We start from the raw sequence: 14,566 nt of genomic DNA, 5'->3' as shown, positions 1-14,566 counted from the left end.
ATCATTAGAAGTAGATTTTGTCCTGGAAACAGTAAATACAATGATAGAAAAGCATTGTGTTGCGCTAACAACTGAAACCATAATCCATAGTGACCAAGGCTGTCACTACACAAGCTGCAGCTTCATTCAACTTGTAAAAGACAAAGGGTTACGCCAGTCTATGTCAAGAAGAGGCAATTGTTGGGACAATGCTCCACAGGAAAGCTTTTTCGGAAGGATGAAAGACCACATAAAATCCAAGCTTAAGAACTGCACTACTTTTGAGGAAGTTAAAGCAATAATAGATGATTGGATGGATTATTATAACAACGATAGATATCAGTGGAGATTAGCAAAGCTATCTCCTAATGAATACTATGAATACATAACATCAGGAGTATATCCTTTAAAGGATGTTATACCTTCAAAAAGATATTGAGAAGAAGGTAATTTAATAAAATATAGACATCTGCTAGACTGATTTTTCTCAAATCCCTTCTTCTTACTTTGTCCTTGACAAGGGGTACACTTTACGATTATCCTACTTCGAAATGGTTCAAGACGGCGACATGAGCGTCAAAAAAGCCGCTCAAAAAACAAATCTCACCGAGGAAAAATTCCTCAAGGAAATGAAACTCGCCGGTTTCAAGCTACCTCAGGAACAAACTATTTAAACATCCACATGCAACAAATGCAATCTAAAATATCAAATATGATATTTTTAGATTGCATTTGTCACCTTGATCTGTCACCGTATAACACAGCAACCTTTCATATTTTCTTAGTCCCTCCGGAACAAATCCCTCGTATAAACCTTCTCTTCCACATCATCCAACACGCCATCATAACGGTTTGCTATGATCGCATCTGATCCGCTCTTGAATTTCTCGATATCATTCACCACAAGGCTTCCAAAGAATGTTGTTCCGTCGTCCAAGGTCGGTTCGTAAATAATCACAGTAGCGCCTTTAGCCTTGATTCTCTTCATTACACCCTGGATACTGCTCTGACGGAAATTATCGGAGTTTGCCTTCATTGTCAGACGATAAACACCGATTGTTATCGGTCTCTCCTTTTCAGCATTCCACATGGAGTTCCCGGTATAGCTATAGTACCCGGCCTTATCCAGAACACGATCTGCAATGAAATCCTTTCTCGTCCGATTGCTTTCCACTATCGCCTGAATAAGGTTTTCAGGCACATCCTGATAGTTCGCCAGAAGCTGTTTCGTATCCTTAGGCAAACAGTAACCGCCATAACCGAATGAAGGGTTGTTGTAATGACTTCCGATTCTCGGATCCAGGCACACTCCATCGATGATATCCTGCGTTTTCAGTCCCTTCAATTCAGCATAAGTATCCAGCTCATTGAAATAGGACACACGTAATGCAAGATATGTATTTGCAAACAACTTGACTGCCTCTGCCTCAGTATATCCCATAAACAGAGTATCGATATCCGGCTTCTCCGCTCCCTCTTGAAGGAGTTTTGCAAATGTTTCTGCCTTTTCTCTTGTTCCGTCATCGCATCCAACTATAATCCGGCTGGGATAGAGATTATCATAAAGCGCCTTTGATTCCCTCAGAAACTCCGGGCTGAATATGATCCTGTCTGTCTTATACTTTTCTCTAACCCTTTCAGTATAACCAACCGGGATTGTGGATTTGATCACCATGATTGCTTTATCCGAAGACGCCAGCACAAGTTCAATTACGCTCTCAACCGCAGAACAATCAAAGAAATTCTTCTGCGGATCATAATTGGTCGGAGCTGCGATGATCACATAGTCGGCGGATGCATAAGCTGATGCTCCATCTGTAGTCGCAGTAAGATCAAGTTTCCGCTCCTCATGCTCCGCCAGGTACTTCTCGATATAATCATCCTGAATCGGACTCTCCCATCGATTAAGCTTATCAACCTTCTCTGGTACAATGTCTACCGCGGTCACATGGTTGTGCTGACTCAACAGCACCGCCAAGCTCAATCCTACGTATCCTGTTCCTGCTACAGCAATGTTCATCATGATAATTCTCCTCTTTGCTCCTATGCTTATTATTTCAAACTAAAATTTATGGTGAAAGACACCAAAATTCTGTTGATTAAACAATTTAATTTCATCTCATCCAAGGTTATAGTCCAAAATCAGACTATATGCATTTCCTGCATGTTCTGTTATCATACAATCAGAACGCAGCCGTTTAAGAGTCTAAAATTTCTTTTAAATTCATCTTTATTTCTTTTATTTATGATATATTCATACTAATGTCGAAGTACAGCGATCTGATAATGACGATCATTTCAGACGAGTGCGTTTCAATGAATCCAGCATTACAGTCAGAGATTCCCAGTCAGGTACTGATTTCAAAGAAATCCCGGATGTACATGTTGTGTATATCTCAGAATTTGATATCATCGGAGCAGGTCATACTATATACCATGTTAACAAAGTGATCGCTGAAACTGGACAAATCATTGAGGATGGAACCGACATCTCAAGTCTCATGTCGTGCTTTACTAAGAAAGAATTTAACAATCCAAAATTTCCAAGACTTAGTAAAGAAGTCAAGTATCTGAAAACCACAGAAGGAGGCCTTAATTCTATGTGTACAGTTATGAAATATTATGAAGATATAGCCGAGCAGCGAGGCAGATCTGAAGGTCTCGCAGAAGGTCTTGCAGAAGGTCGTTCCGTGGGTATCTCAGAAGGAAAACGATTATCCTACTTCGAAATGGTTCAAGACGGCGACATGAGTGTCAAAAAAGCCGCTCAAAAAACAAATCTCACCGAGGAAGAATTCCTCAAGGAAATGAAACTCTCCGGTTTTAATTTGCCTCAGGAGCAAACTATTTAAACATCCGCAGGACGAAATTCATGGTGTTAGGCGCCGATGTTCTGGTGTCAGGCACCGATTTCTCGCCACTTTGATACCTCTTTATCACATATCATATGGTCCGCAACATTTCTTATATTTTAATCCAGATCCACATGGACACATGTCATTCCTTGATACTTTCCTCTTTACGTCTTCGATAATCCCATTAATTTCATCAATAAAGGGCTCTGGGAATTCACAAGTTCTACTCGTACCAGACTGCTCAAGCATATAATCTCTCGCGTTCAGAAGTCCAATTAAACGCATAATCTTCGGTGAATTAGTCATAGGCGCTCGTTTGTTAGGGATTATCTTGCCTTCAAACCTAACATTATCATCGGGGACAAACAGTATCGTTTGCTCACCGCAATTATGCGGGGTGATATCTATCAGCGTGCCATCTTCGCTTTGCCATACACTATGAGCTTCTGCTGTTATCAACATATTTGCCCATTGCCATATAGCCCATCCGTTTACATATGAGCCACCATCTAAGTCAATTTTATGCTTAACATTCGGAAAGCACTCATTTATCAATGCCCAGCTTTCTGGAATAACTGATACCCACGAAGGTGAATCATTAGGATTAAGATCCCGGCATAAATTTTTAAGCATTTCCGTCATAATGGTTGGAGTCGTTTCTATTTTCATTATCATATCTCCTATGGTCGAATCACCGCTTTCTCTGTTACAATATCTACCGCGATCACATCCGCTTATATTTTCCAGCACCATACTCGGGCTTAATCGTCATTCTACCCATTTTTCATGCTCCCTATGAAAGATCTTAATGTCAACTTTGTCTTGTAATACTGCTGACCCTTCACGACCTCATCCACACATATATAAAGCGGAGTATTTAGCGTCGTTTTTCCCTCATAATGAGCAAGAGCAGAATTTAACTTATCTCTAAGAAGATAGGTCTTTCCATTATATGATTCCTCTCAAATTAATAAATTCAGTCATACTAACCAAAGTCAGTACAGCTTTACATCAAACTATACAAAACTTATGGTAAAGTGAGTAGTTGATTTTCAGTGGCGGACAGAATCGTATAAACTTACCACATTCTTTGTTCTTCACGACTTAAACTCAAACAGCATTGTAAATTCTTATCCATTTTGGAAGGAATACGTATCTGCAAAGATTCCATCTACATTCTTTTGAACTGCTACCTATTCCGTGATAAATCCTTTTCATGTAGCATTTTGCCACCTCGCTGCCACACAGCGCCAGATTTATTTTTCGTCACTTACAAGTGACGGTATATCAATCCCTTCAAAAAAATATCGACTGTTTATGCTTGTTTGTCTCCACCACCATTACCAAGTATCATCTCACAGCTATTGCAAACAAATGAACGCTTACATTCTTCCCATTCCGATTCAACATTGCTTTTGCATGCCGCAAATCAGTATAAACCGTAGCCACGTCACGCATTCCCTCTACGTTTTTATAAGGAAAGCAGTAATCATTCATATGGTCTATAAGCTTTCCCCAGAAGTCATCAAATGCTTTCACCGTCGCATAAACAAGTATGTAGACCAACGGACAGCCATTCGAATCATAATTTACCAGAGCTTTCTTAATGTGAGCATCCAGCTTACTACTTTCAAAGCTGCTAAGCTTCAGCCCTTCAATAATAACTTCAGGATTCCCATTATTGCAGATCATAATATCTACCTCGCCAGAGTCCTTACCGTTTTCTGATTCTCCCTGTCTGGTTTGATCCTTGACTTCATATACTATACTTAACTGATTTCTAATTCCATCATTTATGTTGTTTTCTTTAGCACCCTCATACAGTTTATCCTTCTGTACATTCAACAGTGCTTTCATCACATTTGCAGAGACTTTATCTTCTTCAAAAATCGTCACATCAGATCCTGCAAAATGCTTAATCAACTCATCCTCAACGCCAATAATATGCCAATATATATCTTTCTGAATCTTTGTAATCAGTTTTTTATTTGATTCATTTGTACTCTGGTGCTGTTTAATAACTCCAAAACACCGATGCTGTCCAATTAAATCAATTACAGGCTTTCGAATAAACATCTTGCTCAGTGTATCCAAGACTACATTCAGCATATCAGCATCACGACAAAAGGCACCACCCAATATCATTGCACAATCTACAAGATCCGATTCCGGGAACAACAATTGCATCTGTCTTGCCTTACAGAAATCATTTACAGCCTTTGCCTTTTGAATGATGAGCTTTCCAGCACACGTAATCAACATAAGTTGAGATTCTTCAAAGGCTTCTGAGACATCCCTATTGTCTCGCTTAGCTGGACCGAGAATTACAGGCAAGTCAGAAAAATCAGGAATAACGAGCTCCGCTTCCGGAACATATTCACCTATATCAACCGCGATTTCTGAACCCCATGCCACCTGTATGTCAACAAGCTTTGATGCCACATCAATCAAGCCAAGCCGCCACGCGATACTCTGATCATCTTCGGCCTTTTGTATTTGCTCATACTGTTTTAAAGCAAAATCATTCAGACCAAGTAAGAGTTCAGGCGGTGTAAGGGCTCTCTTCCAAGCATCGGTCAGTCCGATCTGTTGTAACGAAGCAATCTGTGTAGATACGCATGTCATCTGATCATACTGTGCCATTACACCAGATAACCCAGCCACAGCTTTTTCCATTCCAACCAATTGACTGAAATGAGAATCGGCCAAAGACGAATCAAACGAAGAGATGATTCCAAGATCAATATGCCAGTCATTTAGAATCTGAGTGTAGTATCTGGCTATTTCAGCAACACCGGATGACGGGCGTGCAATCTGCGCCAACTGTTCACTTGTTGCTGCAACTGTAGTTAAAGCAGTTGTAATCCCAGGTACATAGACCTGTGGATGAACAAGCTCAGCAAACGGTGTTCCCATCATATTTTCTATCGATGCCACATTTTCAAGCAAAAGCCGATAAGGTCCTGTCATAAAGCTTAAGTGATCTGCCAACGAAGTATCAAACGCTGTCACACCTTTAAGTACATCATCATTCAATTCAGCCACACGCAGAAGGGGCGATTCGATTTCATTCCAGCGATCATAAATGTGTAGATGTTCCGTTAGCGGACCGACAAGACGATTATATTCTTCAACCATCCGATAAAGGGAGCGAAACATATCATCATTCTTCATATTGATTCTTACCATCCCTTTCCCTGTGTACTAAAGCATTTTGTTTCAAGCGCAAATCCCGTCAGAAGAAATCTCCTTGTATACATCTTTTCTGATATCTAATAGTATTGTCTTATTAACGCATTTTCCAAGATTTTTTTTATTTCTTCATCACTGAATCCAATTTTCCTTAAAACAATCGCATAATTCATATGCTCGAGTAGTCGAATAGCTCTCACCGTATTCTCGCTTGGCTCATAAGAACGCTTGGCATGTGCCAATTCATTACGCCACTGATTCGCCTCATCCCCTAATGCCCTTATTTCATCAGGCTTATACCAATCCTCAGAAATGCATAATGCAAGCGCAGGCCATTTGTCATAACCTTTATACACTTTTATCACCTTATCTTCTAGTGCCGGCTCTCGAACAACGTTTTTTGAGAGACTTTTCGCCAATTCTCTCAACTTTCCAGTTGATTTGGCTTCAATTTCTTTCAAAATCATTTTCATAATCACATGATGGCTTTTTTCTTCCATCATATTAGGCAAATATCGTCTCACATAAAATTCAAATGCACTAGAAATTTGGATACTTTGCTGAAGATCAATCAAATTTCTCCTTTTAATCGACGGATGTATACTTGCAATTGAAATTTTTCCTCCGTCTTCCAGTTTGCCTGAAATATCATCTGAAACCATGGTGAAAAGGGCATCTATATGCTTAAAGAACAATGACTCAGTCCAAGTCTTTGCAATAATTTTCTCATTTTCTGGGTCTTCACGATATTTATCAAAATAGTATATTTCGCTATCACAATGTTTAATACAGTCCACGAATTTGTCATTATCTATGAATTTTGATGGATATGTCCCTTTAACCTTCATCGATAAACAAGTAGAATTGCGTCTATTACATATAAAGGCGAAGACACAATCTACGACTAGGTACAAATTATTAATAAATTTAAAATCATCTGTTTCAGGAAACGAAATATGAAGTTCTGTAACCGCCTCCATCATGGAACGCGCAAATCCCCATTTACCTTTCGCACCAATAATAAAGCTCACCTCGCATTCAATTGAATTCACCTCTATATTAAAAGTACTTATATTCTTGGGCTTTCCAGAAAATATTACATTTCTTTCCTCATCCTCTTTAACTACAGATCCCGATGGGCAAAAAAACTGTAATTCAGCAAAATCAAAAACAGCCTCTTTATATTTACTCCCCCTCTTATAATTTTTCACTGCAAAATCGATTTTCTGGTGATTGTTCTGTGGATAATTTGAAAAATCCGGAAAACTAAATGGTAACTTAGAATAAAACAAGTATTCTATATCATCAAAATCACATGCGGTAACAGCATTCTTCCCGTCTATTTCTGGAATTCTTTCAAAAGCATGAATCACCAAATCACCACAATTAAACTCATAAGCATAGCGCACTGTATTCGATTCCACTTTTGTAGTTTCTTTATTATCCACCATGCGCCCTATCGATATGTATCCTGAATGATTAATAGTATCTTGCATAAAACACACCTTTAATAGCATTTCCGCAAAAATGTATGATACCTTCTTATTTTGAAAACTTGTACTCCCCTAATATTCAGTTTTCTCTATCAGCCTATCAATAAAGCTTTTCTCTTGTCCATTTTATATTTTCTTTAACAGTTTTAGCCGGATGACCAACAGCAAGCGAGCAACTATCAACGTCTTTTGTTACAAGGCTATCTGCTCCAATGATTGCTCCATCTCCGACAGTAACGCCTTTGAAAATTTTTGAGTTCGGAGATACCCATACATGGTTTCCAATTTTCACATTAGAGGGCAGATTTATCCTAGTCCCAGTTTCATTATAAATAGGATGAGAATCAGAAGTTCTAATGATAATATTTGAGAACATAACATCATCACCGATCGATATGATACTGCCATTCTCCTGCGCACAAAGCTCGACATCTCTTGTAAATGTAACCCCGTCTCCTATCTCAATAGTAACGTTGTTTCCTTCCATTCTAAAAGAACATCTTGGCCCCACAATACATCCATTTCCTATTACGAGTTTATTTCCATCACCTCTAATAAACACCTCAGGGTAATGTATTTCCGTGTTTTCACCGATAGTAACGATATTGTTGGTTCCTAAGCAATCTTTCTTTATATGTCCATAGCCCTTTGAAGCTAATTTTATCCCCCCAATGTGAGTTAGGCGTATTACAGAAGAGCATATCCATTCAAATAAACTGTTGCTAAAAATAATTATTTTAGAACCTCTTTTATGCTCATTTTCTCATCTATTCTTATACATTTCAGCGTAATAGCTCTGGTATGTCCCGGAAGTAACCCGGTTCATCCACTCTTCGTTCTCCAGGTACCAGTCAATGGTTTTCACTATACCGACCTCAAAAGGTGTTTCCGGATACCAACCAAGATCTGCTTTAATCTTGTTCGGATCTATACCATATCGACGGTCATGCCCAAGACGGTCTTCCACATGCTTGATGAGTGCTTCGCTTATCCCATCATCTTGGAGCCTATTACAGAGTTGTTCAATAATGGTTTTCACAATAAAAATATTGGGACGCTCATTATGCCCACCAACATTGTACACCTCGCCGATCTTGCCAGCGTTGGCAACCATATCAATAGCCTTGCAGTGATCTTCCACATATAGCCAGTCACGAATTTGCATGCCATCGCCATACACTGGAAGCTGCTTATGATGCTTTACATTGTTGATCATTAGAGGGATAAGTTTTTCCGGGAATTGATAAGGCCCGTAATTGTTGCTGCAACGTGTGATGTTTATAGGCATACCATAAGTATCATGGAAAGCTTTAACGAAATGATCAGCAGATGCCTTTGAAGAAGCATAAGGGCTGTGAGGGTTGATAGGTGTGGTTTCCGTAAAGAAGCCTTCTGCACCAAGAGCACCGTAAACCTCATCTGTGCTTACCTGTAGATACTTCTTTCCTTCCTTCCAGCTCTTCTTCTCAGTATCATACCATGCCTCTTTCGCCCTCTGGAGAAGATTAACCGTACCCATAACGTTGGTCTGTACGAAGATCTCAGGGTTCGCTATCGAGCGGTCAACATGAGATTCCGCTGCAAAGTTAATCACATAATCAAAGTCATACTGAGCGAAGAGGCTAGAGACCAGTTCTTTATCACAGATGTCACCCTGAACAAAGATGTGTCGGGAATCACCTTCACATCCTTTCAGATTCTCCAGGTTTCCCGCGTAAGTAAGCTTGTCTAAGTTCACAAGCAATATATCATTATACTTCTTCAACATGTAATAGACAAAGTTGCTCCCAATGAAGCCAGCGCACCCTGTAATTAAATATTTTTTCATATCAGAACTTTACCTTCCCTTCAGCTACCGCCTTAAGATGAGCTCCATAAGGAGATTTACCGTAACGTCGAGCGGATTGAAGAAGTTTTTCTCTATCAATCCATCCGTTGATGAATGCAATTTCTTCTGGTGCAGAGATTGTGATTCCTTGTCGTTTCGATATCATCTGAACAAAATCTGCGGCTTCAACAAGGCTATCCATTGTGCCCGTATCGAGCCAAGCAAAACCACGACCAAGAAGCTGGACGTCAAGCAGACCGTCATTTATGTACATTTCGTTCAGTGTTGTGATCTCTAGTTCACCACGGGCAGATGGCTTAACATGGTTTGCACGAGCGGATACGTCTCCCGGATAAAAGTAGAGACCAGTGACGGCATAATTTGACTTTGGTTGAGAAGGCTTTTCTTCTATACTTGCAGCCTTTCCTTTCTCATCAAATGTAACCACACCAAAACGTTCAGGATCAGTCACATAATAACCGAACACAGTGGCGCGACCATTCAACTCAGCATCTTCTACAGCAGCCTTCAATATTTTTCTGAACCCATTTCCATAGAAAATGTTATCGCCAAGCACCATAGCCCCTGGCTCTCCACCAAGGAATTCTTCACCCAGAATGAACGCCTGCGCCAAACCATCAGGTGAAGGTTGGACTTTATAGCTGAGATTCACGCCAAACTGGTCACCATCGCCCAATAGAGCTTCAAATCTCGGAGTATCATCTGGTGTACTGATAATCAATATTTCTTTAATCCCCGCCAGCATCAATGTGGAAAGCGGATAATAAATCATCGGCTTATCATAAACTGGAAGGAGTTGTTTGCTAGTTACCATAGTTAATGGGTAGAGGCGGGTTCCAGCTCCGCCTGCAAGAATAATTCCTTTCATACTTTCCTCCATATTAATGATTTCACAGGATTAAATTTCTCCTTAATAAACGAAATTCCAATATTGAACATAGCATTAATAGACCTATAATTATATAGGAGAAACACCAATAGGAATAAACTGTCAATATACCATTTACCAAAAATCAATGCACAAGCAGCCATTCCTACCATTAAAATAATATTAATAATGTAGTTTGTTAAACTGAAACTATACCAAAGAGCTCTTGAAACTGTCATCTTAATGATTAGGAAAATAATACTGCTAATTCCAGTAGCAATCGCAGCGCCAACGCCTCCATAGATCGGTACTAAAATATAGTTTCCAATTAGATTAACAACACATGCAAGTCCAGACGCAAGCGTATTGTATCCTGTTTTCCTCTTCAAATTAATTCCACAGCCTAATACATAACTCATGGTCTCCATGGAAATAACAAATAGAAGAAAAGGAATCATGTCTGCAGAACGCATATATTCAGGTTTGTAAAGATGAAAAATTGCATTTCTAAGGACAATAATTGAAGCACAGCAAATCATAAGGACAGCTGTTATATAACGTCCAACCTTCTCAAAGTATCGTACATCTTTATCCTCATCGTACCATTTATATGCTAATGGAGTCCAAAAAGAACTAAATGCACTTTGTAATATAGCAATAATCGATACAATAGTATAAGCTGTAGAATAAAACCCTATTTCTTCATAAGTACTCCACATTCTTAATGCATACTTATCCATTGAATGCAATACCCACGAACAAATGAGGGCAGGCATGTACGGAACTCCATATTTTAACACTTTTGATATGATTGTCCTGTCCCATTTAAATTGGAACCTATACGCGGCACGTTCTAAGACGAATCCAGTTAAACACTTTGTAGTAATAGATAAAAACCGCGCTAAAATAATAGCTTGATATGTACGAATACCAAAGATCGCTAAAACCACTATTATAAGATAGGAAATTCGCTCAGAAAGAACCGCAATCGTATAGTGCCGAACATGTGCATTAAGTCTGCAAACGTATATACTATATTCACCAAATACATTAATCGGTAAAATAAAAGCAAGTAGAAGAACAGAAAGCAAATCAAATCCATCAAACAAAAAATCAGAAATGCTCTCCCGGAATAAAAATATTAAAATGCTAATGAAAGAAGAACTCAAAATCGAAATGGATAAGCAGTTAAACAATAAACTGTTCTTATCCTTCGCAGCTGAAAACTCTCTCATATAAGCACGATCTAAGCCTAGATTTGTTACGAGTGTAATCAAAGTAAGTGATGTAGTGAACATCGACACTTTGCCAACATCAGCCGGATTTACAACCCATGTAATAATATATGAAGCTGCAAATGTAAAAACGGCGCCAAATACAGGTCCTAGAGAAAAAGACAACATTTGCGAAAGAAAATTGTTGCTTTCTCGATTATTTCTTTTTGATGCCATAGCAAATCCTCATAGAATTTTCTGAATTACTCTTTCTCCCATATAAGCGTTGATTTCTTGCCATATTTCTACGTCAGTACTCATAAATTCAGGTTGAATCTCCTTCATTATGTTATACATAGAGAAAGCATCATCGCTAATAAATTTACCAATCCGATTATGTTTATTCAACTTTTCAAGTTCTTCATAGGATAAAGAATCTAAAAATTTTTCTTTTTCATCAAATAAACAAGAATATCCAAAATCAAACAATTTAACTGATTTTCTTGTAATGAAAATATTGTCAAGTCTCAAATCATTGTGGCATAAACCTTTTAATCTGAGCCATCTCATTAAAACCATCAATTGTTCAAGTAAGATAGATTTTTCTTCAGGTTTTAGTGTTTTAATAATGTCCATATTAGACGAATCTGCTTGTATATATGAACTTATTATGTACGTATAATTATTGTCTTTGATGTAATAAACCAATTTCGGAAAGTAATCAATAATGGAATCTTCGGAAGAATTAACTATATTAAAGAATGCCACCTCTCTTTCTGCAATATCATCATTAATTTCTTTTTTCATAAAATATATTTCTTTACCAACTCGTACTTTAAAGTAAGCTCTTCCGTGATGCCATGATGACACATGAATTGGGATGATATCATCAACATCCTTGAACTTAGTAATAGCATCTAAATCTCCCTTTTTCTGATTTCTATTCCAATTGATAATACGTACCAAAGAGATAACTGATAAATACAGCTTTAGTGTTGGATCGTGTATCGCATGATACACCTGGCTCAAATGCTCTTTGCTATTATCAGACAGAGGGAGGTATGTGACAATTCTTTTTATATTCATAATGGTTATTATTCTCCTACTATCCTCATTAAACGATTTTTTCCTGTGTAAAAAGCTCTCCGATATTTGTGATATGTTGACTCTTCTGTAGAAACAAAGGAGGTGTTGAAATATACGGAAAAATCACTAGGTTCAGTGATTTTATATCCTTTGAACGATAAAAAGTTCTTTAACTTATCAGCCGCTTTGTGTAAGTCAATCTTGCCGTTATCATAAATATCAGAAAGACATTCATATTTTCGCAGTCTTTCTACGTAGTCTGGAGAAATCTTACTCTTATGTATTAAAGCATGATATAATAAAGAGTATGCATAGTTTTCAGAATCGGGTGCGTAAAACAAGTCATTAATAAGTTCACGATGATCAAGCATATCCAATTCCCATTGCTCATCATAGTACCCATCTCCCACAAACCGAAAGTCAAAGTAAACTTCCTGTCCGTCAACCATAGTTTTATGTCGTACACGATAGCCCTGCGAAAAAACCTTTGTTGAATTGAGAATTAGTTGCAACTGTTTCTCATTTTCTCCTAGCACATCAATATCCCCATGTTCCCCAAATGTAATGTTTTTAGGAAAACCTTCAAAGTTTCTAAGTATTAGATAGTCTGTGCAGTTTTTAAGAGCATACAGAAGTTGGCTAATATTATCCCAACCACATGCCCCAGTTATAGGTCTGTCTGAAAGGATAGCATCCTGGATAGATGTCGGAAGTTTTGATTGATTAATACTCGCAAGAAAGTCTTTAGAATTGACCCCTAACAATAGAGTCAAGTCATGGTCAACTTCTTTAATTGAATTGGTACCGTGAATTCGATGCCCGCCACCAGTCCAATATCGATACAATTCTTTTGCATCAAAAATATTAATATTAACTTTTCGAACTCCCTTGGTGGTTTTTCTATACTTATACATAGGACTTTCATCTTGAATAATCACAAGAATAAATTCACCATCACCACAATGTTGGATCTTCTGAGATGATGAAGGGAGATTCTGTCCATAAAATCGAGTCAAATTTTTACTAAAACTATCGCCAGGCCATGTCACTTTATAAAGTCCTAAAACCTTAAATCTAGAAAACATATCGGTCAGTATCTTTTCTTCTTGAATTCGTCCCTTTTCCCATATAATGAATAAATGTATCTCTGGGTTCATTGTATTTATTCTCCCTCATTCGCAATTTGTTTATAATTTACTAGGAATCCATCCTTAAGTCCTTTTAAAAACATTTTATACTTTTGTATTTTATTTTTTTCATACATAAATCTTATGAGGTCTAATAGTAATGAATCACATTTCTTTTTGGTTAGTCCATAATCATGATATTCTCTCACAAACCATATAGAATTTCTTGTTCGATAATACGTTCTAATAGGCGATTGATTATATATACATATTCTTCTAAAGAAAAAACGTCGAACTGTAATGTTACCTAATTTATGCTCCATTCCTATTCCAGGAAGAATAACTATATTAAATCCATTTTTTAGTATCCTATAGCAATATTCATTATCTACTTGGTCGATAAAGTAAATATCTTTCATGTTTCCTATCTTATTATAAATAGAAAGATTAATCAGACTACCTGAGCTAATTGTTTCATCTACTTTTATCGGACTAGTATTGCCGAACTTTGGCTTCATAGTGCTAACATCTATATAATCAGTTCCAATTAAGCCAATATTTTTCACACTATCAAGAGATGTAATATATGATATATATTTTTTTGCAAGATCTCTGTTAATAATCGTATCTTGATCTATTGTTAATACCCATTCATAACCTTTAGACATCGCTATTTGAATTCCTTTATTCTGAGCATTAGCAATCCCAAGATTTTTGCGATTTTTAATAACTATAATCAATCCTGTTTTATTATATTTTTCAAAATAATCTATTTCGTCAGGCGTATTATCAACAATAACAACGATACCTATCTCTGGTGTTGAAATCAGATTATCAATTGCCTGGTATGTTCGGGTCTTTGGATAATATGAAACCATAACTATACATAACTTCTCCATAGAT

Annotated in this window: 13 protein-coding genes; 2 read left to right on the top strand and 11 right to left on the bottom strand. The window is 37.6% G+C overall.

The window, feature by feature from the left end; genetic code table 11:
• Positions 1–418, top strand: a 418-nt coding sequence (locus BXO88_RS14600; RefSeq protein WP_139355558.1) for an IS3 family transposase, incomplete at its 5' end; no start/stop codon positions are given.
• A gap of 342 nt (positions 419–760) precedes the next feature.
• Here the strand turns inward: BXO88_RS14600 and BXO88_RS14595 are convergent.
• Positions 761–1,999, bottom strand: a complete 1,239-nt coding sequence (locus tag BXO88_RS14595) for a nucleotide sugar dehydrogenase (RefSeq protein ID WP_078038465.1) — start codon at positions 1,997–1,999, stop codon at positions 761–763.
• Positions 2,000–2,285: 286 nt separating this feature from the next.
• Between BXO88_RS14595 and BXO88_RS14590 the strand changes: the two genes are divergently transcribed.
• Positions 2,286–2,831: a hypothetical protein gene (locus BXO88_RS14590; protein ID WP_078038464.1), complete on the top strand. Its 546-nt coding sequence runs from the start codon at positions 2,286–2,288 to the stop codon at positions 2,829–2,831.
• An 84-nt stretch (positions 2,832–2,915) separates the two neighbouring features.
• On the opposite strand, the gene BXO88_RS14585 is transcribed toward BXO88_RS14590, so the two are convergent.
• The 10 genes from BXO88_RS14585 to BXO88_RS14540 form a co-directional block, all read right to left on the bottom strand.
• Complete coding sequence (locus tag BXO88_RS14585; protein WP_168171733.1) at positions 2,916–3,503, bottom strand: SEC-C metal-binding domain-containing protein; 588 nt, start codon at positions 3,501–3,503, stop codon at positions 2,916–2,918.
• A gap of 681 nt (positions 3,504–4,184) precedes the next feature.
• Positions 4,185–6,008 (bottom strand): hypothetical protein, encoded by a 1,824-nt coding sequence (locus BXO88_RS14580; protein ID WP_139355613.1) that lies wholly within the window; start codon positions 6,006–6,008, stop codon positions 4,185–4,187.
• Positions 6,009–6,106: 98 nt separating this feature from the next.
• On the bottom strand, positions 6,107–7,522 hold the full coding sequence (locus BXO88_RS14575) for a HEPN domain-containing protein (RefSeq protein ID WP_078038461.1): 1,416 nt from the start codon (positions 7,520–7,522) through the stop codon (positions 6,107–6,109).
• Positions 7,523–7,619: 97 nt separating this feature from the next.
• The gene (locus tag BXO88_RS14570) at positions 7,620–8,006 is read right to left on the bottom strand and encodes an acyltransferase (RefSeq protein WP_078038460.1); all 387 of its coding nucleotides are present in this window, start codon (positions 8,004–8,006) and stop codon (positions 7,620–7,622) included.
• A 276-nt stretch (positions 8,007–8,282) separates the two neighbouring features.
• Positions 8,283–9,347: a dTDP-glucose 4,6-dehydratase gene (gene rfbB / locus BXO88_RS14565; RefSeq protein WP_078038459.1), complete on the bottom strand. Its 1,065-nt coding sequence runs from the start codon at positions 9,345–9,347 to the stop codon at positions 8,283–8,285.
• A 1-nt stretch (position 9,348) separates the two neighbouring features.
• A complete protein-coding gene (gene rfbA, locus BXO88_RS14560; RefSeq protein WP_078038458.1) occupies positions 9,349–10,236 on the bottom strand; it encodes a glucose-1-phosphate thymidylyltransferase RfbA in 888 nt (295 codons plus the stop codon).
• The gene (locus BXO88_RS14555; RefSeq protein WP_078038457.1) at positions 10,233–11,687 is read right to left on the bottom strand and encodes a lipopolysaccharide biosynthesis protein; all 1,455 of its coding nucleotides are present in this window, start codon (positions 11,685–11,687) and stop codon (positions 10,233–10,235) included. Before BXO88_RS14555 ends, rfbA begins: the two co-directional genes overlap by 4 nt.
• Before the next feature lie 9 nt (positions 11,688–11,696).
• Positions 11,697–12,536: a protein kinase domain-containing protein gene (locus tag BXO88_RS14550; protein ID WP_078038456.1), complete on the bottom strand. Its 840-nt coding sequence runs from the start codon at positions 12,534–12,536 to the stop codon at positions 11,697–11,699.
• Positions 12,537–12,544: 8 nt separating this feature from the next.
• On the bottom strand, positions 12,545–13,693 hold the full coding sequence (locus tag BXO88_RS14545; RefSeq protein ID WP_078038455.1) for a hypothetical protein: 1,149 nt from the start codon (positions 13,691–13,693) through the stop codon (positions 12,545–12,547).
• Between the two features lie 5 nt (positions 13,694–13,698).
• Complete coding sequence (locus tag BXO88_RS14540) at positions 13,699–14,562, bottom strand: glycosyltransferase (RefSeq protein WP_078038454.1); 864 nt, start codon at positions 14,560–14,562, stop codon at positions 13,699–13,701.
• Positions 14,563–14,566 lie beyond the last annotated feature (4 nt).

It is taken from the genome of Oribacterium sp. C9 (assembly GCF_002007235.1).
Taxonomy (GTDB): Bacteria; Bacillota; Clostridia; order Lachnospirales; family Lachnospiraceae; genus Oribacterium.
The sequence above is the reverse complement of the archived record's forward strand: the minus strand, read 5'-3'. Positions and strand labels throughout refer to the sequence as shown.

Bases quoted from the DNA above. Each gene is read 5' to 3' on its own strand.
- BXO88_RS14555 (WP_078038457.1), bottom strand. From the start codon at position 11,687: ATGGCATCAAAAAGAAATAATCGAGAAAGCAACAATTTTCTTTCGCAA.
- BXO88_RS14570 (WP_078038460.1), bottom strand. From the start codon at position 8,006: ATGGAAGGAAACAACGTTACTATTGAGATAGGAGACGGGGTTACATTT.
- BXO88_RS14595 (WP_078038465.1), bottom strand. From the start codon at position 1,999: ATGAACATTGCTGTAGCAGGAACAGGATACGTAGGATTGAGCTTGGCG.
- BXO88_RS14575 (WP_078038461.1), bottom strand. From the start codon at position 7,522: ATGCAAGATACTATTAATCATTCAGGATACATATCGATAGGGCGCATG.
- BXO88_RS14585 (WP_168171733.1), bottom strand. From the start codon at position 3,503: ATGAAAATAGAAACGACTCCAACCATTATGACGGAAATGCTTAAAAAT.
- BXO88_RS14580 (WP_139355613.1), bottom strand. From the start codon at position 6,008: ATGAAGAATGATGATATGTTTCGCTCCCTTTATCGGATGGTTGAAGAA.
- BXO88_RS14545 (WP_078038455.1), bottom strand. From the start codon at position 13,693: ATGAACCCAGAGATACATTTATTCATTATATGGGAAAAGGGACGAATT.
- BXO88_RS14540 (WP_078038454.1), bottom strand. From the start codon at position 14,562: ATGGAGAAGTTATGTATAGTTATGGTTTCATATTATCCAAAGACCCGA.
- BXO88_RS14550 (WP_078038456.1), bottom strand. From the start codon at position 12,536: ATGAATATAAAAAGAATTGTCACATACCTCCCTCTGTCTGATAATAGC.
- rfbB (WP_078038459.1), bottom strand. From the start codon at position 9,347: ATGAAAAAATATTTAATTACAGGGTGCGCTGGCTTCATTGGGAGCAAC.
- rfbA (WP_078038458.1), bottom strand. From the start codon at position 10,236: ATGAAAGGAATTATTCTTGCAGGCGGAGCTGGAACCCGCCTCTACCCA.